The following is an 18,581-nucleotide window of genomic DNA, read 5'->3' as shown; positions in this document are numbered from 1 at the left end:
CGCCCACCGTTCTCATGTTTGACAACGTTCTCGCGGCTGAGAATACTCAGCGCATGGCCACGCTGCAAGCGAACGCGACGACCCTGTCCCTCCACCTCACGCCCGGCGAGAAGATCGCCGGCCTGCTCCGGAACGTCGAGGTGCCGATCACCGCCGTCCGCGAGGTCGACGTCATCGCCCGACCGCTCCGCGCGCCGCGCGGCCTGCGCGCCCCCGGGCTGGCGCTGCCCGGCCTGCGGAAGATCGGCACCTGGCGGCGCCCCGGCGAGCGGACCCTGGTCTGCGTGCGCCGCGGCCAGCCCGCCGTGCGCGTCCGGCTGGCGGACCAGCGCTACGACACCCTGCTCGTCGGGGCCGACGACGCCGCCGCCGTGGCCGCCGGCCTCCCCCGGGGGCGCTGACCGTGCGCGAGCTCCCCCTCCAGTTGCCCGGAGCGCACCCGCTCGCCGGCACGCTCGCCCTCCCGGACGCGCCGCTGCCGGTACCGGCCGTCCTGCTGGCTCCGGGGTCGGGCCCGCTCGACCGCGCCGCCAACCACCGCCGGGCCCGCTTCGACGTCTCCCGTCAGCTCGCCGCCGCGCTGGCCGGCGCCGGGATCGCGTCCATGCGCTACGACAAGCGCGGGGTCGGCGGGAGCCCCGGTGACTGGCGGGCCGCCGGCCTGCACGACAACGTCGACGACCTCGGCGCCGCCCTGGAGCTGCTCCGCGGCCGGCCGGAGGTCGACCCCGGCCGCATCCTGCTCATCGGGCACAGCGAGGGCGCGATCCTGGCGACCGCCCTGGCGGCGCGGGGCGCCCCGGTCCGCGGCCTGGTGCTGCTGGCGATGAGCGCTACCCCCGGCGAGGCGCTGCTCCGCTGGCAGGCCCGGCAGATCGCCGCCACCCTGCCCGCGCCGGTGCGGTTCCTGCTGCGGCTCCTCCGCACCGACCTGGAGCGGAAGGTCGCGGCCAACCACGAGCGGATCCGGGCCACCCGCACCGACGTCACCCGCATCGGCGGTGCCCGCGTCAACGCGCGCTGGACGCGGGAGTTCATGGCGCACGACCCGCGCGAGGACCTCCGCCGCACCACCGTCCCGGTGCTGGCGATCACCGGCGCGAAGGATCTCCAGGTGCAGCCCGCCGACCTCGCGGTCGTCGCGGCGACGGTCGGCGGACCGGTGGAGACCCACCTCGTCCCCGACCTCACGCACACCCTCCGCCGGCAGCCGGGGCCGGCCTCGCTGAGCGCCTACAAGCGGGAACTGCGGTCGCCGGTCGACGCCGAGGTGGTGACGACCGTCGTCGAGTGGTGCACCCGGCACACCGGGTCGACCCGGACCCATCCGGAAAGGGCTCCGCACACGAACCCCTGATGTCCCGGGCCGGCAGGAGCAGGCTCAGGACGAGCGGGCGCCGTGCGCACCGAGCGGACGGCGCCGCCGACCCGAGGAGGGCCCATGTCCCGACCCACCCGTTCCCGCTCCGGCGCCCCTCTCCGGATGCGCCGGGCCGCCGCGGCGCTGGTCCTCGGCGGCGCACTGGCCGCCACGGCCGCCTGCGGCGGTGGCTCCGAGACAGCGGACGCCGCGCCGACGTCCACGCCGACGTCCACACCGAGCGCCACGTCGTCGGCCGAGCCGAGCGCGGCGGCACCCTCGGTGTCGGAGAGCGCCGTGCGCACGATCACCGCCACGGAGGAGGACTTCAGCATCTCCGTGGACGAGGAGACGCTCCCCGCCGGCAGCTACGAGATCGAGGTCGTCAACTCCGGCGGCGCCAGCCACGACCTGGTCGTCGAGCGGGACGGCGAGGACGTCGCCGCCACCGAGATCCTGAGCCCCGGCGGGTCGGAGACGCTGGCCGTCGACCTCGAGCCCGGGACGTACGTCTTCTACTGCAGCGTCGGCGCCCACCGCTCGATGGGCATGGAGATCACCATCGAGGTGACGTGATGACCGCCGCGACGGCTCCGGCACGGTCCCGGTCGGCGCTCTCCTGGGGCCTGCGCATCGTCGGCGCGCTGCTGCTGGCGGCGATGGCCTGGCTGCACCTGGACCTGTGGCGGGACGGCTACCGGACCATCGACGTCATCGGTCCGGCGTTCCTGCTCAACGGCATCGCCGGCCTCGGCCTGGCGGTTCTCCTGCCGGCGGCGCCCCGGCGGCTGCTCCCCTGGGCCGCAGCCCTCGGGGCACTGGTCGCGGCCGGCACGCTGGCGGCCCTGGTGCTGTCCACCACGGTGGGCCTGTCCGGCTTCGTCGAGACGACGGCGGCGCCGCTGTGGTGGGAGACCTTCTGGATCGAGGTCAGTGCGGTTGTCGTCCTCGTCGTGCTGGCCGTCGTCGCGCGCCGCCGGCCGGTCTGAGCGGGGTGGGAGGGCCTGAGGAACGGGCCCTCCCACCCCGCCGACGGCTCAGCGGACGCCGAGCAGGTGCTCCATGGCCAGCTGGTCGAGCCGCTCGAACTGCAGCCCGCGGGCACCCAGGGTCTCCGGGTCGTGGGCCTCGCTGCGCAGCGCGTCCAGGCTCTCGCCCTCGGCCAGGGTCGGGACGGCGAGCTCACCGACGCGCGCGGCCTCCAGCGCCTCGGCGACCTCCGGGTCGGCGCGGAACGCCTGCGCCTTCTCCCTGAGGATCAGGTAGTTGCGCATGCAGGCGCGGGCGGTCTCCCAGACGCCGTCCATGTCCTCGGTCCGCGGCGGCTTGTAGTCGAAGTGCAGGTAACCGTCGTAGGCCTTGCCGGTGCCGGCACCCAGCAGGGTGTCGACGGTCCAGAACGCACCCCGCAGGTTGCCGGCACCGAAGCGCAGGTCCTGGTCGAAGCGCGGGCCGTGCTGGCCGTTGAGGTCGACGTGGAAGAGCTTGTCGTGCCACAGGGCCTGGCCGATGCCCATGGCGAAGTTCAGCCCGGCCATCTCCTCGTGCCCGATCTCCGGGTTCAGGCCGACGCGGTCGGGCTCCTCCAGCTCGTTGATGAACGCGATCGCGTGCCCGATCGTCGGCAGCAGGATGTCGCCGCGCGGCTCGTTGGGCTTGGGCTCCAGGGCGAACCGGATGTCGTAGCCCTTCTCCCGCACGTAGGAGCAGAGGACGTCGAGGCCCTCCTTGTACCGGTCGAGCGCGGCGGCGACGTCCTTGGTGCCACCGGACTCCGCACCCTCGCGGCCGCCCCACAGCACGTAGGTCCTGGCGCCGAGCTCGGCGGCCAGGTCGATGTTGCGCAGCACCTTCGCGATCGCGTAGCGGCGGACGGCGCGGTCGTTGGCGGTGAAGCCGCCGTCCTTGAACACCGGGGCGCCGAACAGGTTGGTGGTCGCCATCTCGACGCCCACCCCGGTCTCGTCCAGCGCCTTCTTGAAGCGCTCGAGGGTGGCGTCGCGGGTGGCGTCGTCGGGGACCAGGTCGTCGTCGTGGAAGGTGACCGCGGCGGCGCCGAGCTCGGCGAGGCGGTGGACGGCCTCCACCGGGTCCAGCGGCGGGCGGATGGCGCCGCCGAACACGTCGACGCCCTGCCAGCCCACGGTCCAGAGGCCGAAGCTGAACTTGTCGTCCTTGGTGGGGGTGAATCGGTCGGTCATGCGGGGATCTCCGTCCAGGTGGATCGATGGCTGGGGCTGTGCTCGACGGCGCCGGGGACCCGCGGTCGGGCGGGCCCGTCGGCGGACGACGGGGTCTGCTGGTCGCCGGCGGCGGGCGTGCTCACCCGGTCACCGGGCGCCCGCGCCCGACGGCGCGAGCTGGGGAACGGGAACGAGCGTGGGGTCGTCGAGGACCGACTCGAGGGCGACGTGCGCGCCCCCGCGGACCGCGGCGGTGAATCCGAGGGTGGAGAGCACGACCCGGGCCCCGGCCACACCGGGCGCCAGGACGCGGGCCTCGAGCTCGGCCAGGAGCGGTTCCATCAGGAAACGCCCGAGGAGGGCGAAGTAGCCGCCGAGGATGACCACCCGCGGGTTGAACAAGTTGATCAGCACGGCGGCGCCCGTCCCGAGCGACCGCCCCACCTGATGGAGGGCGGCGAGCGTGCGGGCGTCGCCGGCCTCGGCCCGGGCGGCCACCTCCGCCAGCCGGGTCTCCAGGTCACGCGCCGGGTCGCTCACCGGGTCGCCGGGCTCCGCGGCGGCGCGCAGCAGCGCGGCCAGGCCGACCACGGTCTCCCAGCAGCCGCGCCGCCCGCAGCCGCAGACGGCGTCCGGGTCGCCCAGGGAGGTGTGCCCCACCTCGCCGGAGAGCCCGCCGGCGCCGCGCAGCAGCCGCCCCCCGACGACCACGCCACCGCCCACGCCGACCTCACCGGTCAGGTAGACGAGGTCGGAGGTGCGCGCCTCGGAGCCCAGGGCCCACTCGGCGATCGCGGAGAGGTTGGCGTCGTTCTCCACCCGGATCGGGAAGTCGACGTCGAGCCGCGCCCGCAGGCCGTCCAGCACGGCGACGTCCTGCCAGCCGATGTTGGGCGCCAGCGTCACCACGCCGTCGGCGCTGCGGACCAGCCCGGCGACCGCGACGGTCAGCCCGGCGGGGCAGGCCCCCACGGCGGCGGCCGCGGCGACGGCGTCGCGCACCACCCCGGCCACCGCGTCGAGCGTGGCCTCGGCTCCGAGCGCCGGGATGTCGAGGGCGAGCCGCTGCTCGAACAGCACCTCGCCGCGCAGGTTCGGCACCAGGACGGCCACGTAGTCGACGTTGAGCTCCACGCCGATGCCGCACACGCAGCTGCCGTCCAGGTGGACGGTGAGCCCCGGTCGGCCCACCGAGCCGGCCCGGTCGACGTCGCCGGTGGTGACCAGCCGCCGTTCGGCGAGCTCGGCGACGAGGCTGGAGACGGTCGCCTTGTTCAGGCCGGTCTCCTGGGCGATCCGGGCACGGGAGCGGGGACCGTGGTCGTGGAGATGGCGCAGGACCAGGCCGAGGTTCGTGCGCCGCACCGTGGCCTGGTCGGCGGGGGTGCGGCGCGCGGTGGACCCGTCGTACAGCGGCGGCACCTCGCCCATGCGCACCTCCTCGCGGGATTCGTCGGATCGACAAACAAATTAGGGGCACGGGGGTCCGCCGGTCAAGCGCAGTCGTGGCGCGCGTCACGGACGGGTGTCCGGCACGGCCCGCGCACCTCCACCGGGCACACCCGCCCGACGCCGCCTAAGGTGCCGTTCCCATGACCTCCGTGTCCCCGCTCCGGCCCGCCGCGGCCCGTTCCGTCCCTGCTCCCGCACCGGTGGGCCGGGGGCCGGTCCGATGACCCTCGTCGCGGGCGTCGACACCTCGACGCAGGCGTGCAAGGTCGTCGTCCGGGACGCCGGCACCGGGGAGCTGGTCCGGTCCGGCCGGGCGCCGCACCCGCCGGGCACCGAGGTCGCCCCGCAGGCGTGGGAGGAGGCGTTCCGCGCGGCGGCCGCCGAGGCCGGCGGGCTCGACGACGTGGCCGCCGTGGCGGTCGGCGGCCAGCAGCACGGGATGGTCTGCCTGGACGAGCGGGGCGAGGTGGTCCGCGACGCGCTGCTGTGGAACGACGTGCGGTCGGCGCCCGCCGCCGCCGACCTCGTCCGCGAGCTGGGCGACGGCGACGAGGCCGCCGGCCGGCGGGCGTGGGCCGACGCCGTGGGTCTGGTGCCGGTCGCCTCGTTCACCGCGACGAAGCTGCGCTGGCTGGCGGACGCCGAGCCCGGCAACGCCGACCGCACCGCCGCCGTCTGCCTGCCGCACGACTGGCTGACCTGGCGGCTGTCAGCCGACCGCGACCTCGGCACCCTGGTCACCGACCGCGGTGACGCGAGCGGGACCGCGTACTGGTCGGCGCGCACCGGCGAGTACCGCCTGGACCTGCTGGAGCACGCGCTGCGCGGCCGCCGGCCCGCCGTGCCGCGCGTGGCCGGCCCCGCCGAGCGGGTGGGCGCGCTGGCCGGCTCCGGCGCGGTCCTCGGCCCGGGGACCGGGGACAACGCGGCCGCCGCCCTCGGTCTGGCGGCCCGCCCCGGCGACGTCGTCGTCTCCATCGGCACGTCCGGGGTGGTGTCGGCGGTGACACCCACGGCGGTCGCCGACGTGACCGGCACGGTCGCCGGCTTCGCCGACGCCACCGGCAACCACCTGCCGCTGGTCGCCACGTTGAACGCCGCCCGCGTGCTGGACGCGGCCGCGACGCTGCTCGGCGTCGACCACGCGACCCTCTCGGAGCTGGCGCTGTCGGCCCCCTCGGGCGCCGACGGCCTGGTGCTCGTCCCCTACCTGGAGGGCGAGCGGACGCCGAACCTGCCCGACGCCACCGGCTCGGTGCACGGGCTCACCCTGCGCACCTCGACGCCGGCGCACTGGGCCCGGGCCGCGGTGGAGGGCCTGCTCTGCGGGCTGGCCGACGGCATCGAGGCCGTCGTCGCGCAGGGCGTGACCGTGGAGCGCGTCCTGCTGGTCGGCGGGGCCGCCCGCTCGCCCGCCGTCCAGCAGCTGGCGCCGGGCATCTTCGGCCGCCCCGTCCTCGTGCCCCCGCCGGGCGAGTACGTCGCCGACGGCGCCGCCCGCCAGGCCGCCTGGGTGCTCTCCGGCGCCGACGCGGCACCGGAGTGGCCGCAGCCCGGGCTGGCGGAGTTCGACGCACCGGCGGCCACCTCGGTCCGCGAGCGCTACGCGGAGGTGCGCGGCCGCACCGACGGGCAGTAGGCGGACCCCGCCGGGATCACCGTCCGGGCCCGAACGACCGGGCCAGGGCGGCGATCTCGGCGGGATGGGTCTGCACCGTCATGTGGGCCGCACCCGGCAGCACCACCAGCCGGCCCCGGGGTGCGTGGGCGGCGACCTCCTCCGCCCAGTCGCCGGGGCAGAGCGCGTCCCGGGTGCCCCGGACGACGACGACCGGCGCCTGCACGCGACGCAGCCGCGCGCCGATCCGGTCGGGGGACGCCGTGCGCCACAGCGCCGCCATGGCGCGGGGCCCGGTGTGGAGCCACTGGCGCAGGATCAGCGGCACCTGCCACCAGGGCTCGGCCAGCGCGGTGCGCACCCAGCGCCCGGCCAGCACCGGGAACCGGCGCATCCGCGGATCGGTCGTCGGGCCGCAGAGCACCACGCCGGTCACCCGGGGATCGGTCGCGGCCGCCGCGACCACCTGGCAGCTCTGCGAGTGCCCGACCAGGACCACGGGCCCCTCCGGCAGTGCCGCGACCAGGCGGGCGGCCAGGTCGTCGACCGACGGCACCGGGGCGGCCTCCCCCATGCCCGGCAGGACGACGACGGTGCCCGGAAGTTCCTGGCGCAACCTGCGCGAAGAACGTTCATCCAGCCCCAGACCGGGCACGTGAACGACGGAGATCGATGGCACCACCCCGTGGGGTCTACCGGCCGCGCCGCGGGTCCGCGCGCCGACGCGGGCCCGGTGCCAGCGAGTGTGTCCCGCATCTCCCGAGGGCGGGCACGATCCGCACGGACCCGAGTGGGAGGATCAATCATCATGACGACATCACCAGCGCAGGCGCCCGCCCCGACCGACTCCCCCGGCGGCCGGCCGCGCGTCGTCATCGTCGGCTCCGGTTTCGGCGGCCTGTTCGCCGCCCGGGCCCTGGCCAAGGCGCCGGTGGACATCACCCTCATCGGCAAGACGGCCCAGCACCTGTTCCAGCCGCTGCTCTACCAGGTGGCCACCGGGATCCTGTCCGAGGGCGAGATCGCCCCGGCCACCCGTGAGATCCTGCGTCGGCAGAAGAACACCCGCGTGGTGCTCGGCGAGGTCACCGGGATCGACGTCGCCGCCCGCACGGTCACCTCCGAGATCCTCGGCCGCAAGACGGTGCACCCCTACGACGAGCTGATCGTCGCCGCGGGCGCGGGCCAGTCGTACTTCGGCAACGACCAGTTCGCCGAGTTCGCGCCCGGCATGAAGAGCATCGACGACGCCCTCGAGCTGCGCGGCCGGATCTTCGGCGCCTTCGAGCTGGCCGAGATCGCCACCGAACCCGCCGAGGTCGACCGGCTGCTCACCTTCGTCGTCGTCGGCGCGGGCCCCACGGGCGTGGAGATGGCCGGGCAGATCGCCGAGCTGGCCCGCCGCACCCTGCGCCGCGACTTCCGCCGCATCAACCCGACCGGCGCACGGGTGGTCCTGCTGGACGCCGCCCCCGCCGTCCTCCCCTCCTTCGGCAAGAAGCTCGGCGACCGCGCCCGGCGGCAGCTCAACGAGATCGGCGTCGACGTCCAGCTCGGCGCGATGGTCACCGGCGTCGACGCCGACGGCCTCGAGGTCAAGGACACCGACGGCCAGGTCCGCCGGATCCAGGCGGCCACGAAGATCTGGGCCGCCGGCGTGCAGGCCAGCGAGCTCGGCCGGATCCTCGGCGAGCAGACCGGGGCCGGGGTCGACCGCGCCGGCCGCATCTCGGTCGAGCCCGACCTGACGCTGCCCGGGCACCCGGAGATCCACGTCGTCGGCGACATGATGGCGCTGAACAAGCTCCCCGGGGTCGCGCAGGTCGCCATCCAGGGCGGCCGCTACGCCGCCGAGGCCATCAAGCGCCGGGTCACCGGCAAGGCACCGCAGAAGCCGTTCGAGTACTTCGACAAGGGTTCGATGGCGACCATCTCCCGGTTCTCGGCGGTGGCCGAGATCGGGAAGTTCAAGTTCAGCGGGTTCATCGCCTGGCTGCTGTGGCTGGTCGTGCACCTCATGTACATCGTCGGGTTCAAGAGCCGCATCACCACGGTGCTGCACTGGATGGTCAGCTTCCTCGGCCGTGGCCGGTCCGAGCGGGTGGCCACCCAGCAGCAGGTCTACGGCCGGCTGGCCCTGGAGCAGCTCGGGGCGGGGTGGGAGGTCTCCAAGACCGGCGGCCCCAAGAACACCGACCCCGGGAACGAGGACGTGACCCAGCGCGAGTCCGCCTGAGCCGCGGCACCGGCGGGGTGGGGATCACCCTTTCCGCCGGTGCGTAGCCGGCCCGGGACGGGTAGTCGCCACCCATGGCGGGACGACGGGGTCAGGCAAGTGCAGCGCGGTCGCAGGCGCCCCTCTGGCTCTGGCCGGCGGTCAGCGGCCTGGTCGCGGCCGCGGCCGGATGGGCGCTCGGCATGGTGGAGCCCCGCGACGGTTTCCTGGCGGCCCTGTGGCCGGCCGACACCAGCGCCGCCGGCACGCTCCTGCAGCTGGTGGCCACCGCCGCGGTCACGATCACGACCCTGACCTTCAGCATCACGATCGTTGCGCTGCAGCTGGCCTCCCAGCAGTTCTCACCGCGGCTGCTGCGTGACTTCGTCCGGGACGGGGTCACCAAGCGCGTCCTGTCGATCCTCACCGCCACGTTCGTCTTCGCGCTCGCCGGGCTGCGCGGGATCAACAGCGCCCAGCCCGTACCGACGCTCGTGTGCCTGGGCGCGGCACTGCTGGGCGTCGCCTCCGTCGGCGCCCTGCTGGCCTTCATCAGCCACATGGTCCGCATGCTCCGGGTGGACACCATGATGACCCGGGTCCACGACGACGCCCGGCGGGCGATCGAGACGTTCTACGGCCCGTACACCGGGCACGGGCAGCGGTCCCCCGACGAGCTGGACCTGAACAGCAGCGCGGGGCGGCTGGTGAACGCGACCCGCAGCGGGTTCATCGAGGTGATCGACACGGGCGGGCTGGTCGAGGCGGCGCGCGACCACGACGCGGTCGTCCGCGCCGAGGTACGCCCCGGCGACCTCGTGACCATGGGCACTCCAGTCGCCACGGTGTGGGGCGGCACCGAGCAGCTCGACGACGCCGTCCGTGCGGCGCTGGTCTTCAACAACGAGCGCACCATTGACCAGGACGCCGCCTTCGGCTTCCGCCAGCTCGAGGACATCGCCGTGAAGGCCATGTCGCCGAGCATCAACGACCCGGTGACCGCCGCGACGGCGATCGGCCACATGGGTGATCTGCTGGTCCGGCTCACCGGCCGGCGCCTGGGACCCACCCTGCACGATGACGAGGACGGCGTCGGCCGCGCGATCGTGCCCGATCGGGACCTGCGGTACTACCTCGACCTCTCCTGCAGCCAGGTGGCCCGCTTCGGCGGGAGCGAACCCACGCTGGTCGCCGCCCTGCTCCGGATGCTCCGCGACGTCGCGGTCGCCTGCCGCGACGACGAGCAGCGGGCGGAGGTCGCCCGGGCCGCCGACCTGATCTCCGGCGAGCTGTCCCCGGGCTGGGGCCCGACGGACACCGCGAGCGTCCGGCGGCACCGCGACCAGGTCACCGCGGCCCTCGAGGGGCGGGTCGTCGACGCCTTCGCCGATCGCGCCGGTGAGACCCGCTCCATGTGAGGAGCCGGCTCACTCCCGGTCCAGCCACCACTCCAGGGCCGTCACCACGCCCTCGGGGCGGACCACGTGCCCGCCGTCGAACTGGTCGTAGGTGACGTCGTAGCCGGCCGCGCCGAACGCCGTCGCCAGCCGGCGTCCGCAGCGGTCGACCGGCAGGACACGGTCACCGGTGCCGTGGGTGATCCAGATCCGGGGCTGCCCGATCCGCGCCGGCGGGTCGGCGAAGCCCGGGGAGAAACCGAGGACGGCGTCGAACAGGTCGCCGTTGGCCGGGCCCAGGGACAACGCGTAGGACGCGCCGTCGGAGAAGCCGCCCACCGCGCAGCGGGAGACGGGCAGGTGCTCGGCGACCTGCGCCAGGGCGGCGTCGAGCACGGCGACGTCACGCCCCAGCCGGCCGGCGAGCAGGTCCCAAGTCGGCGCCCCCGACCGGGGTGCCAGCACGGCCACGCCCCGGTCCGCCGCGGCGCGGCCCACCGCCGCCAGGCTCTGCCCCGGGTTCCCGCCCGCGCCGTGGAAGAACACCAGCAGCGGGTACGGCCCCGCGGCACCGGGCGGCACCGCGAGCAGCACCTCCGCTCCTCCCCCGAGGTCCAGGGCGGAGACCCCCGGGGGCCAGGGGCCGCCCGGCGGCGCCGGGGTCGGGCGGCTGTCCAGCCGGCCCTCGGCGGCGCGGGCGGAGCCGGGCGCCGTCACTGCGGGTGCCCGGCGACGGGCACGTGCTCGTCGGCGCGCTCGAGGTGCAGCGGCTGCAGGGGCGAGGTGTCCTCGAGGTGCAGGAACGCGTCGTAGCGCTCGCCCAGCACCGTGGGCACGTAGTTGCCCCGCGCCTCCCGCGCCGGCCGGTAGACGACCCCGATGGCGCGGTGGTCCAGCCGCCGGTCGAGCCATCGCGGCCGCCGTCCGGCCGGGAAGACGAACAGCGCGTCGTCGCCCACCGCCTCGTGGATGCGCGCCTCCACGCTGCCCGCCCGGGCCTCCGGCACCGGCATGCGCGCCATCTGCGCGCCCCACTCCTCCCCCGCGATCACCCCGCCGCGGTAGCCGCCGAAGCCGACGAGGACGACGTCGTCGCGCCCGTGCCGCTCCCGCAGCAACTGCCCGACGTTCGTCATCCCGGCGTCGGCCATGCCGGTGGCCCGTGCGTCGCCGATGTGGGTGTTGTGCTCCCAGACCACCGCCCTGGATCCGGCGGAGTCGAGCAGCCGGTCGAGGGTGTCGGCCATGTGCACGTCGCGGACGTTCCAGGACTCCGCCGACCCCCGCACCATGGCCCGGTAGTACCGCTCGGCGTCGACCACGACGGCGGCGTTCTGCTCGGCCGAGAAACGGGCCTCCGCGTCGGCCCCCGACCCGACCCGCCCGCGCTCCTCGCACAGCGAGCGCAGCAGGTCGACCGCCGCCTGCTCGCAGGAGGCCGGGGCGAACCGGCTGGCGAAGGCGTACTCGGCGCCGTCCTCGCCGAAGGGCTCGAAGCAGGCCAGCGCCCGCTTCGCCTGCCCGACGTGGTCCGGCTCGTGCTCGGCCAGCCACTCGACCAGCGCGCGCATCGAGTCCCAGAGGCTGTAGACGTCGATGCCGTAGAAGCCGACCCGGTCCTCCTCGGGCAGCCTCGCGTTGTGCCCGCGCAGCCAGCGGCAGAAGTCGACGACGTCGTCGTTGGCCCACATCCAGGTCGGCCAGCGGGCGAACGCGTCGAGGGCCTCGCGCGGGTCCTCGTCGGCGCCCGGGCGCAGCCGGACGCTCCGGTTCACCCGGTAGCAGTCGGGCCAGTCGCCCTCGACGGCGACGAGGTCGAACCCCTTCTCCTCGATCAGCCGCCGGGTGAGCGCCGCCCGCCAGGCGTAGTACTCGTGCGTTCCGTGGCTCGCCTCGCCGATCGCCACGACGCGGGCCGCGCCGATCCGCTCGAGCAGCGGGTCGAGGTCGGCCGGCGTCCGCAGCGGCCGGGCCAGCTCGCGGATCTCCTCCGCCGTCGGATCAGCCACCGGTGCTCCCTTCCCGCACGACCGCGGCCGCGACCTCCCGCAGGTCGCCGGTGCGCCGCCAGGTCGCGCGCTGACGCGCCGCCGAGGTACCCCGGGAGAAGAGCCGATGCACCAGGTCCCGGACCTCGTCATCCTCCCCGCGGTCGGCGAGGTCGTCGGCGAGCTCGGCGAGCAGGCCGTCCACGGCGTCGCGCGCCGGGACGAGCGCGCCGGCGACCGGGTCGAACAGCTCTCCGCCGATGCCGTCCCGGGCCGCTCGCCAGCGCGCCGCCCGCAGCAGCTCGGGACGCAGCGGCGGCACCGGCTCGTCCCGCCGGGCCCGGCCGGCCAGCACCCGCACCAGCGAGGCGACCAGGGTCGCGTGCAGGACGGCGTCGTCCAGGTCGGTGCAGACGTCGGCCAGCCGGAACTCCACGGTGGGCAGGTGCGAGGAGGGGCGTGCGTCCCAGTACAGGTGCGAGCCGTCGGCGACCGCCTCGGAGGCCACCAGGCCCTCGACGACCTCCCGGAACCGGTCGGCCGAGCCGAGGTGCTCGGGCGGCCCGGTGTTCGGCCACCGTCCCCACCACAGCGTCCGGTAGCTCTCGTACCCGGTGTCCGCGCCGTCGTGGAACGGTGAACTCCCCGTCATCGCCAGCAGCACCGGCAGGTACGCCCGCGCCCGGTCGAGCACGGCCACCGCCGTGTCGACGTCGGGGACGCCCACGTGCACGTGGCAGCCGCAGATGTCCTGCCGCTCCGCCAGGCCGACCCAGCGCTGCACCATCGCCGCGTAGCGGGGCGCCGGGGTGACCACCTGGTCGCGCCACCCGGCGGAGGGGTGGGTCGAGGCGGCGAGCAGCGCCGCCCCCGCGCCGGCGGCCGCGGCCCGGGCCTGGGCGCGGGTGTCCCTCATCGCCGCCCGCAGCTCACCGAGCGTGCGGCAGATCCCGGTCGCCGTCTCCAGCTGGGTGGTGGTGATCTCCGCCTGGACCCGGTCGCCGAGCTCGTGCCGCACCGCGGCCCCGACGAGCTCGGGGCTCGGGGCGAGCGCGAAGGTCTCCGGGTCGACGAGGTGGAACTCCTCCTCCACCCCGACGGTGGCGCCCACGGCGGCCGGGGGGCGACCGGTGGACTCCACGCGCGCTCCTGTGCGGGCCGCGGCGCCGAGACGTCCGGCGCTGCCAGCGGCCCGGGCCTGGGATCGGCCGGGGGCTCCGGCCGCACCGCCACGGTACGGCGACGGTGGCCCGGCCGCACCCGAGACCCCCGCCCCGCCGGGGCCACCCGGAGTGGTGGAACGCGCCAGACCCGGATGCCTTCCGGCGCGGTGACCAGCCAGGATGGAGCGCGACGGAGAGGTGGGACGCGGTGCAGACCGGACGACGGACGCCCGCGGCGCTCCTGGCGGTGCTCTACGCCGTCAGCGGGGCGCTGTGCTGGGCGGGCGCCGCTGCGCCGATGGACGAGTCCACCCCCGTGGGGCTGCTCCAGGTGCTGGGCGCCGTCGGGGTGGGCGCCGGCGCGGGGCTGGCGGTCGCCGGCGCCCGGGTGCGCCCGTGGGCCCTGCACGTCGCGGTGGCGCTGCTGTCGGTGCTCATCGGCCTGCTGGCGTGGCGGTCGGCCACGGCGGTCGGCATCGTGGGGCTGGGCCCGGCGATGATCGCCGTCGGCCTGTACGCCGCGCACTTCCTGCCGCCGGCCACCGCCCGGCTGCACGCCGCGCTGGTGATCCTGGCCGGCAGCGCCGGCGCCTGGGCCGCCGCGCCGTCGGGTTTCCTGGCCGCCTGGCTGCCCGTCGCGGTGTCGGTCGTCGCGCTGACCGAGGCCCAGGCCCGGCTGGCCCAGCGGCTCCGGACGGCGGCGGGAACCGATCCGCTGACCGGCGTCGCGAACCGGCGCGCGTGGGAGGAGCAGGCCGCCCAGCACCTGGCCCGCGCCGCGCGCAGCGGGGAGGCGCTGAGCTTCGCGATCCTGGACCTGGACGACTTCAAGGCGGTCAACGACCGGCACGGCCACCACGCCGGCGACGAGCTCCTGCGCAGCCTGACGGCGAGCTGGAGCCGCCGGCTGCGCCGGGCGGACCTGCTCGGCCGCTACGGGGGCGACGAGTTCGTGCTCTGCCTCCCGGCGACCGACGAGGACGCCGCCCGGGAGCTGGTCCACGCGCTGGGCCGCACCCACCCCTTCACCTGGACGGCCGGGATCGCCACGGCCCGGCCCGGCGAGGACGTGGCCGCCGTGCTGGCCCGCGCCGACGAGCAGCTCTACCGCAGGAAGCGCAGCGGCCGGATCAGGTGACGCGGCGGCCGGGTCGGGATCAGCCGCGGCGCCAGTCGTCGGCGTCGAGGTGCGAGCCGGCCATCGGCCCCATCTGGAGCATCCCGCCGTCGACGGCCCACGACGCCCCGGTGACGTAGCCGGCGGCGGGCGCGGCCAGGAACGCGACGACGGCGGCGACCTCGCGGGCGTCTCCGGGGCGGCGCAGCGGGACACCGGGACGTCCGTGCCCCGGCGCGGTCGGGTCCTCGTCCTCCTGGCCCGTCATGGGGGTGGCGATCTCCCCGGGGGCGACGGCGTTGACGGTGATGCCGTGCTCGGCCAGCTCCAGCGCGGCCACTTTGGTGAGCAGCCCGAGACCACCCTTGGCCGCGCAGTACCCGGCCGCGCCCACCCGCGGTGCGTGCTCGTGCACGCTGGTGATGTTCACGATCCGCCCGCCGTTCCCCGCGGCGACCATCCGCCGGGCGGCGCGCTGGAGGCACAGGAACGCGCCGTCGAGGTCGGTGGCCAGCACCTCGCGCCAGGTGCCGAAGTCCAGGTCCAGCAACGGGGTCATGTGCCCGGTGCCCGCGTCGTTGACCAGGACGTCCACCCCGCCGAGGGCGTCGGCCAGCTCGTCCACGACGTCCGCGGCGGCGGGCAGCCGGGTCAGGTCGAGGTGCCGCACCTCGGCGCGCCGGCCCAGCGCCCGCACCTGCTCCGCCGTCTCCTCGGCGGCCCGCTCCTCGCGGTACCAGGTGATGCCCACGTCGCAGCCCTGCTCGGCCAGGGCGACGGCGACCGCCCGCCCGATGCCGGACTCCGACCCGGTGACGATCGCGACCCGGGAGATGCGCTCGGTCATGCCGCGACGCTAACGATCCGGACAGGTGCGCGCAGATCCACGCATGTGCGCCTCCCCGCGGGTACGGGAGAGCCATGGACGTCGCCCGCAGCTCCCTCGTCCGGCTCGTGCTCCTGCTCGCCGTCCTCGTGCTCGGCACGACCGGCTGCGTCGTCGTCGGCACCGGGGGCTCGCCGGGGGTCGGGACCGGCTCGGGGCCGGAGCCGGACGAGCCGCCGTCGGGGGACGACGGCGACGCGGAGGAGCGCATGGCGCGCGACATCCTCGACCGGGTCAACGCCGAGCGCGAGGCCCGGGACCTGGCGCCGCTGGAGTGGAACGACGAGCTGGCGCGGATCGCCCGTGACTGGAGCGAGCAGATGGCCGAGGACGGGCAACTGGAGCACCAGGACGTCCGCGAGGTGCTCGACCGGGAGGAACTCGACGGGTTCAGGGGCATCGGGGAGAACATCTTCACGGCGTCCGGGCCGGTACCCGCGGGGGTCGCGCACGTCGGCTGGATGCGGTCGGACGGCCACCGGGTCAACGTGCTCAACCCCGGCTGGGACCGGATCGGGATCGGGGTCTTCTGCGCGCCCGACGGCTCCGTCTGGGCCACCCAGCAGTTCGGCCGGACCGTGGGGTCCGACCGTCCGGAAGTCAGCGACGAGACGCCGCCCGAGGAGCCGATCGCCCGGCCCGAGGAGGACGGTCCCAGCTGTGCGTGAGCGCGTCGCACCGGCGCGCCCCGCCCCGCGGGAGCCCCGGAGCGACGACGCGACCACGCCCGGGCCCGGGCCCCTGGGCAACGCCCGGCACCGCGTCCGCCACGTCCGGCGCCGGCTGCGGCGGGGTTACCGCCGGCTGCCGACGCCGCTGCGGAGGTTCGCGAGCTGGCTGCGCAGCCCGGAGTTCCTGACCACCAGCTCCAGCCTGGCCTTCTACGCGATGGTCTCGTTGCCGCCCATGGTCCTGCTGAGCTTCTGGGTGGCCGGCCTGGCGGTGGACGAGTCCGCGCTCCAGGACCTCGGCACGGAGGTCGGCGACCAGGCTCCGGAGCAGCTCCCGGTCGCCGACATCCTGCGGGCGCTCATCGACGTGGCGGCGCAGACCGGGCCGGTGGCGGCCGTGGCGGCGATCTGGCCGGCGACCACCTACGGCGCCGCCCTCGCCCGGGCCTTCAGCGCGATCGCGCCGGAGTCCGAGCGGCGCATCCGCGGCTGGAAGGGGCGGCTGCTCGCGCTGGTCATCATCGCGGTGCTCCCCCTCGCCGTGTTCTCCGGGCTGGCCACCCTCTACCTCGTGCCGCTCCTGCTGGGGGCCGGCCCCTGGCTGCGGCTGGCTCTGGGCTCCGGCACGGTGCTGGTGGTCGGCCTGGTCATCGCCCTGATCTACGGGCTGTTCGAGCTGTGGGAGACGCGCTGGCAGGACGTCGCCATCGGCGCGGCGACGGCGGTGGGGATGGTCGCGCTGACCACGGTCGGCTACCTCGTCTACCTGGAGTTCGCCGACTTCACCGACCGCTACGGACCCACCGCCCTGGCCACCGCGGTGCTGCTCGGGCTGTGGTTGCTCCTCGGCAACGCCGCGCTGCTGGCGGGCTACCGGGTCATGTCCCGTCGGGCCCGCCGGCGGCAGCGCTCGGCACCGGAGGACGGCGCGCCGCGGACCGGCCCAACCGCGCCGCCCACTCGCCCAGCAGGTCCCTCAGCTCCGGCGGGCTGACCACGGTGCACTCCGCCCCGGTGAGGCCGAGGGCGAAGGCCGGCCAGGCCAGGTCGTCGGTCTCCACGCGCACCCGGCAGCCGCCGTCGTCGACCGGCTCCACCGTGCACCACTGGCCGATCCGCCGTTGCACCTCGTCGGCCGGCGCGTGCACGAGGACCTCGACCCGGATCGCCGCCCCCCGCACGCCGAGCGCGGTGCGCACGAAGGCCGCGGCGTCCTCGGCCGGGAGGGCGCGCGGGGCGAAGCGGGCGCCGGTCGCCCGGGGCGCGGCCAGCCGGTCCAGCCGGAAGGTGCGCCACTCCCCCCGGTCGAGGTCGTGGGCGACCAGGTACCAGCGCCGGCCGAGCGCGACGAGGCGGTGCGGCTCGACGAACCGCTCGCTGCCGGTGCCGTCGGCCGCCGTGTAGGCGAAGGTCAGCCGCTCGGCGTCCCGGCAGGCCTGCGCGACGACGGTGAGGTCCCGGGGATCGACCGTGCCGCCCGGGCCCGCCCACGCGGCGGAGTCCGTGACGGCGCGCAGCGCGTCGGCCCGGCGCCGCAGCCGCGGCGGCAGCACCTGGACGACCTTGGTGAGCGCGCGCACCGACGCCTCGGCCATCCCGGCCACCGCGGTCTGCGCCGCGGCCTGGAGCCCGACGGTCAGCGCCACCGCCTCGTCGTCGTCGAGGACCAGCGGCGGCAGGGCGGCGCCGGGCGTCAGCCGGTAGCCGCCCACGACGCCCGGCCGCGCCTCCACCGGGTAGCCGAGCTCGCGGAGCCGCCCGACGTCCCGGCGCAGCGTGCGCAGCGAGACCCCGAGCCGGTCGGCGAGCTCACCGCCGGCCCACTGGCGACGGCCCTGCATGAGCGAGAGCAGGCGCAGCGTGCGGTTCCCGGTGTCGGCCACGGGACCAGAGTCTTCCCCGATGGTGACAGGAACTGGCACCGATCGTCCCTAGCGTCGTAGCTGACCGATCCACCCCGACGGAGGGCCCGACCATGACCAGCCAGACCACGACCGGCCCGACCCTGACCGGCGAGCGCGCCGACCTGCTGGAGACGCTGGCGACCCACCGCCACTTCCTCCGGTTCACCGTGCAGGGCCTCACCGACGAGCAGGCGCGGCTCCGGCCGACCACCAGCGAGCTGACGCTCGGCGGCCTGCTCAAGCACGTCGCCGGCACCGAGGAGTCGTGGGTGGACTTCATCCTCCGGGGCACCTCGGCCATGGCGTCGGCCGACGACGCGGCCCAGGTCGAGGCGTGGGCCGAGGAGTTCCGCATGGGGCCCGACGAGACCCTCGCCGGCATCCTGGCCCGCTACGAGGAGGTGGCGCGGCGGACCGACGACCTGGTGCGCACGCTGCCCGACCTCGACCTCGCCCACCTGCTGCCCGAGGCGCCGTGGTTCCCGCCCGGGGCCGTGCGCTCGGCCCGGCGGGTCCTCCTGCACATCGTGGCCGAGACCGCCCAGCACGCCGGCCACGCCGACATCCTGCGGGAGTCCCTGGACGGCCAGAAGACGATGGGGTGAGCCAGCGGGTCCGTGGGTCTGC

At 75.8% G+C, this 18,581-nt stretch carries 19 protein-coding genes; 11 read left to right on the top strand and 8 right to left on the bottom strand.

The window, feature by feature from the left end; genetic code table 11:
- Positions 1-53 precede the first annotated feature (53 nt).
- From ACI790_RS00440 to ACI790_RS00425, 4 genes are all read left to right on the top strand, one after another.
- Positions 54-401, top strand: a complete 348-nt coding sequence (locus tag ACI790_RS00440; RefSeq protein ID WP_456567802.1) for a hypothetical protein — start codon at positions 54-56, stop codon at positions 399-401.
- Positions 402-403: 2 nt separating this feature from the next.
- Entirely contained in the window at positions 404-1,357 is a 954-nt protein-coding gene (locus ACI790_RS00435; RefSeq protein WP_456567801.1) for an alpha/beta hydrolase family protein, read from the top strand.
- 84 nt (positions 1,358-1,441) lie between these two features.
- Entirely contained in the window at positions 1,442-1,936 is a 495-nt protein-coding gene (locus ACI790_RS00430) for a cupredoxin domain-containing protein (protein WP_456567800.1), read from the top strand.
- On the top strand, positions 1,936-2,349 hold the full coding sequence (locus ACI790_RS00425; protein WP_456567799.1) for a hypothetical protein: 414 nt from the start codon (positions 1,936-1,938) through the stop codon (positions 2,347-2,349). The genes ACI790_RS00430 and ACI790_RS00425 overlap by 1 nt, the downstream gene beginning before the upstream one ends.
- A gap of 48 nt (positions 2,350-2,397) precedes the next feature.
- Here ACI790_RS00425 and xylA read toward each other — a convergent pair whose 3' ends face one another.
- On the bottom strand, positions 2,398-3,561 hold the full coding sequence (xylA, locus tag ACI790_RS00420; RefSeq protein ID WP_456567798.1) for a xylose isomerase: 1,164 nt from the start codon (positions 3,559-3,561) through the stop codon (positions 2,398-2,400).
- A 129-nt stretch (positions 3,562-3,690) separates the two neighbouring features.
- Positions 3,691-4,974, bottom strand: a complete 1,284-nt coding sequence (locus ACI790_RS00415; protein ID WP_456567797.1) for an ROK family transcriptional regulator — start codon at positions 4,972-4,974, stop codon at positions 3,691-3,693.
- Positions 4,975-5,215: 241 nt separating this feature from the next.
- Between ACI790_RS00415 and ACI790_RS00410 the strand changes: the two genes are divergently transcribed.
- On the top strand, positions 5,216-6,634 hold the full coding sequence (locus ACI790_RS00410) for a xylulokinase (RefSeq protein WP_456567796.1): 1,419 nt from the start codon (positions 5,216-5,218) through the stop codon (positions 6,632-6,634).
- A 16-nt stretch (positions 6,635-6,650) separates the two neighbouring features.
- On the opposite strand, the gene ACI790_RS00405 is transcribed toward ACI790_RS00410, so the two are convergent.
- Positions 6,651-7,268 (bottom strand): alpha/beta fold hydrolase, encoded by a 618-nt coding sequence (locus ACI790_RS00405; RefSeq protein WP_456567795.1) that lies wholly within the window; start codon positions 7,266-7,268, stop codon positions 6,651-6,653.
- Between the two features lie 153 nt (positions 7,269-7,421).
- Between ACI790_RS00405 and ACI790_RS00400 the strand changes: the two genes are divergently transcribed.
- Both ACI790_RS00400 and ACI790_RS00395 read left to right on the top strand, forming a co-directional pair.
- Positions 7,422-8,849: an NAD(P)/FAD-dependent oxidoreductase gene (locus ACI790_RS00400; protein ID WP_456567794.1), complete on the top strand. Its 1,428-nt coding sequence runs from the start codon at positions 7,422-7,424 to the stop codon at positions 8,847-8,849.
- A 74-nt stretch (positions 8,850-8,923) separates the two neighbouring features.
- Positions 8,924-10,246: a DUF2254 domain-containing protein gene (locus ACI790_RS00395; RefSeq protein WP_456567793.1), complete on the top strand. Its 1,323-nt coding sequence runs from the start codon at positions 8,924-8,926 to the stop codon at positions 10,244-10,246.
- Between the two features lie 9 nt (positions 10,247-10,255).
- Here ACI790_RS00395 and ACI790_RS00390 read toward each other — a convergent pair whose 3' ends face one another.
- Genes ACI790_RS00390 through ACI790_RS00380 form a run of 3 tightly spaced genes read right to left on the bottom strand, consistent with a single transcriptional unit; the run spans position 10,256 to position 13,354 of the window.
- Entirely contained in the window at positions 10,256-10,942 is a 687-nt protein-coding gene (locus ACI790_RS00390; protein ID WP_456567792.1) for an alpha/beta hydrolase, read from the bottom strand.
- Positions 10,939-12,234, bottom strand: coding sequence for an erythromycin esterase family protein (locus ACI790_RS00385; protein ID WP_456567791.1), 1,296 nt, complete (start codon positions 12,232-12,234; stop codon positions 10,939-10,941). Before ACI790_RS00385 ends, ACI790_RS00390 begins: the two co-directional genes overlap by 4 nt.
- Positions 12,227-13,354, bottom strand: coding sequence for a carboxylate-amine ligase (locus ACI790_RS00380; protein WP_456567790.1), 1,128 nt, complete (start codon positions 13,352-13,354; stop codon positions 12,227-12,229). The genes ACI790_RS00385 and ACI790_RS00380 overlap by 8 nt, the downstream gene beginning before the upstream one ends.
- 230 nt (positions 13,355-13,584) lie before the next feature.
- On the opposite strand from ACI790_RS00380, the gene ACI790_RS00375 reads away from it, so the two are divergent.
- Positions 13,585-14,514 (top strand): diguanylate cyclase domain-containing protein, encoded by a 930-nt coding sequence (locus ACI790_RS00375; protein ID WP_456567789.1) that lies wholly within the window; start codon positions 13,585-13,587, stop codon positions 14,512-14,514.
- A gap of 19 nt (positions 14,515-14,533) precedes the next feature.
- Here the strand turns inward: ACI790_RS00375 and ACI790_RS00370 are convergent, their stop codons facing one another.
- Complete coding sequence (locus ACI790_RS00370; RefSeq protein WP_456567788.1) at positions 14,534-15,340, bottom strand: SDR family oxidoreductase; 807 nt, start codon at positions 15,338-15,340, stop codon at positions 14,534-14,536.
- Between the two features lie 74 nt (positions 15,341-15,414).
- Between ACI790_RS00370 and ACI790_RS00365 the strand changes: the two genes are divergently transcribed.
- Positions 15,415-16,047: a CAP domain-containing protein gene (locus ACI790_RS00365; protein ID WP_456567787.1), complete on the top strand. Its 633-nt coding sequence runs from the start codon at positions 15,415-15,417 to the stop codon at positions 16,045-16,047.
- On the top strand, positions 16,040-17,044 hold the full coding sequence (locus tag ACI790_RS00360; protein ID WP_456567786.1) for a YihY/virulence factor BrkB family protein: 1,005 nt from the start codon (positions 16,040-16,042) through the stop codon (positions 17,042-17,044). The genes ACI790_RS00365 and ACI790_RS00360 overlap by 8 nt, the downstream gene beginning before the upstream one ends.
- Here the strand turns inward: ACI790_RS00360 and ACI790_RS00355 are convergent.
- Positions 16,929-17,933, bottom strand: coding sequence for a helix-turn-helix transcriptional regulator (locus tag ACI790_RS00355; RefSeq protein WP_456567785.1), 1,005 nt, complete (start codon positions 17,931-17,933; stop codon positions 16,929-16,931). The two genes, ACI790_RS00360 and ACI790_RS00355, sit on opposite strands and share 116 nt — an antisense overlap.
- 92 nt (positions 17,934-18,025) lie before the next feature.
- Here ACI790_RS00355 and ACI790_RS00350 point away from each other — a divergent pair, with 92 nt between their 5' ends.
- A complete protein-coding gene (locus tag ACI790_RS00350) occupies positions 18,026-18,559 on the top strand; it encodes a DinB family protein (RefSeq protein ID WP_456567784.1) in 534 nt (177 codons plus the stop codon).
- Positions 18,560-18,581 lie beyond the last annotated feature (22 nt).

It is taken from the genome of Blastococcus sp. SYSU DS0539 (genome assembly GCF_054050855.1).
Note: the sequence above shows the minus strand (reverse complement) of the source record. Positions and strands in the feature narration are given on the sequence as shown.

Excerpts from the sequence above, each read along its gene's own strand:
- ACI790_RS00440 (WP_456567802.1), top strand. The coding sequence starts at position 54 with ATGGCCACGCTGCAAGCGAACGCGACGACCCTGTCCCTCCACCTCACG.
- ACI790_RS00430 (WP_456567800.1), top strand. The coding sequence starts at position 1,442 with ATGTCCCGACCCACCCGTTCCCGCTCCGGCGCCCCTCTCCGGATGCGC.
- ACI790_RS00425 (WP_456567799.1), top strand. The coding sequence starts at position 1,936 with ATGACCGCCGCGACGGCTCCGGCACGGTCCCGGTCGGCGCTCTCCTGG.
- xylA (WP_456567798.1), bottom strand. The coding sequence starts at position 3,561 with ATGACCGACCGATTCACCCCCACCAAGGACGACAAGTTCAGCTTCGGC.
- ACI790_RS00415 (WP_456567797.1), bottom strand. The coding sequence starts at position 4,974 with ATGGGCGAGGTGCCGCCGCTGTACGACGGGTCCACCGCGCGCCGCACC.
- ACI790_RS00410 (WP_456567796.1), top strand. The coding sequence starts at position 5,216 with ATGACCCTCGTCGCGGGCGTCGACACCTCGACGCAGGCGTGCAAGGTC.
- ACI790_RS00400 (WP_456567794.1), top strand. The coding sequence starts at position 7,422 with ATGACGACATCACCAGCGCAGGCGCCCGCCCCGACCGACTCCCCCGGC.
- ACI790_RS00395 (WP_456567793.1), top strand. The coding sequence starts at position 8,924 with ATGGCGGGACGACGGGGTCAGGCAAGTGCAGCGCGGTCGCAGGCGCCC.
- ACI790_RS00370 (WP_456567788.1), bottom strand. The coding sequence starts at position 15,340 with ATGACCGAGCGCATCTCCCGGGTCGCGATCGTCACCGGGTCGGAGTCC.
- ACI790_RS00365 (WP_456567787.1), top strand. The coding sequence starts at position 15,415 with ATGGACGTCGCCCGCAGCTCCCTCGTCCGGCTCGTGCTCCTGCTCGCC.
- ACI790_RS00350 (WP_456567784.1), top strand. The coding sequence starts at position 18,026 with ATGACCAGCCAGACCACGACCGGCCCGACCCTGACCGGCGAGCGCGCC.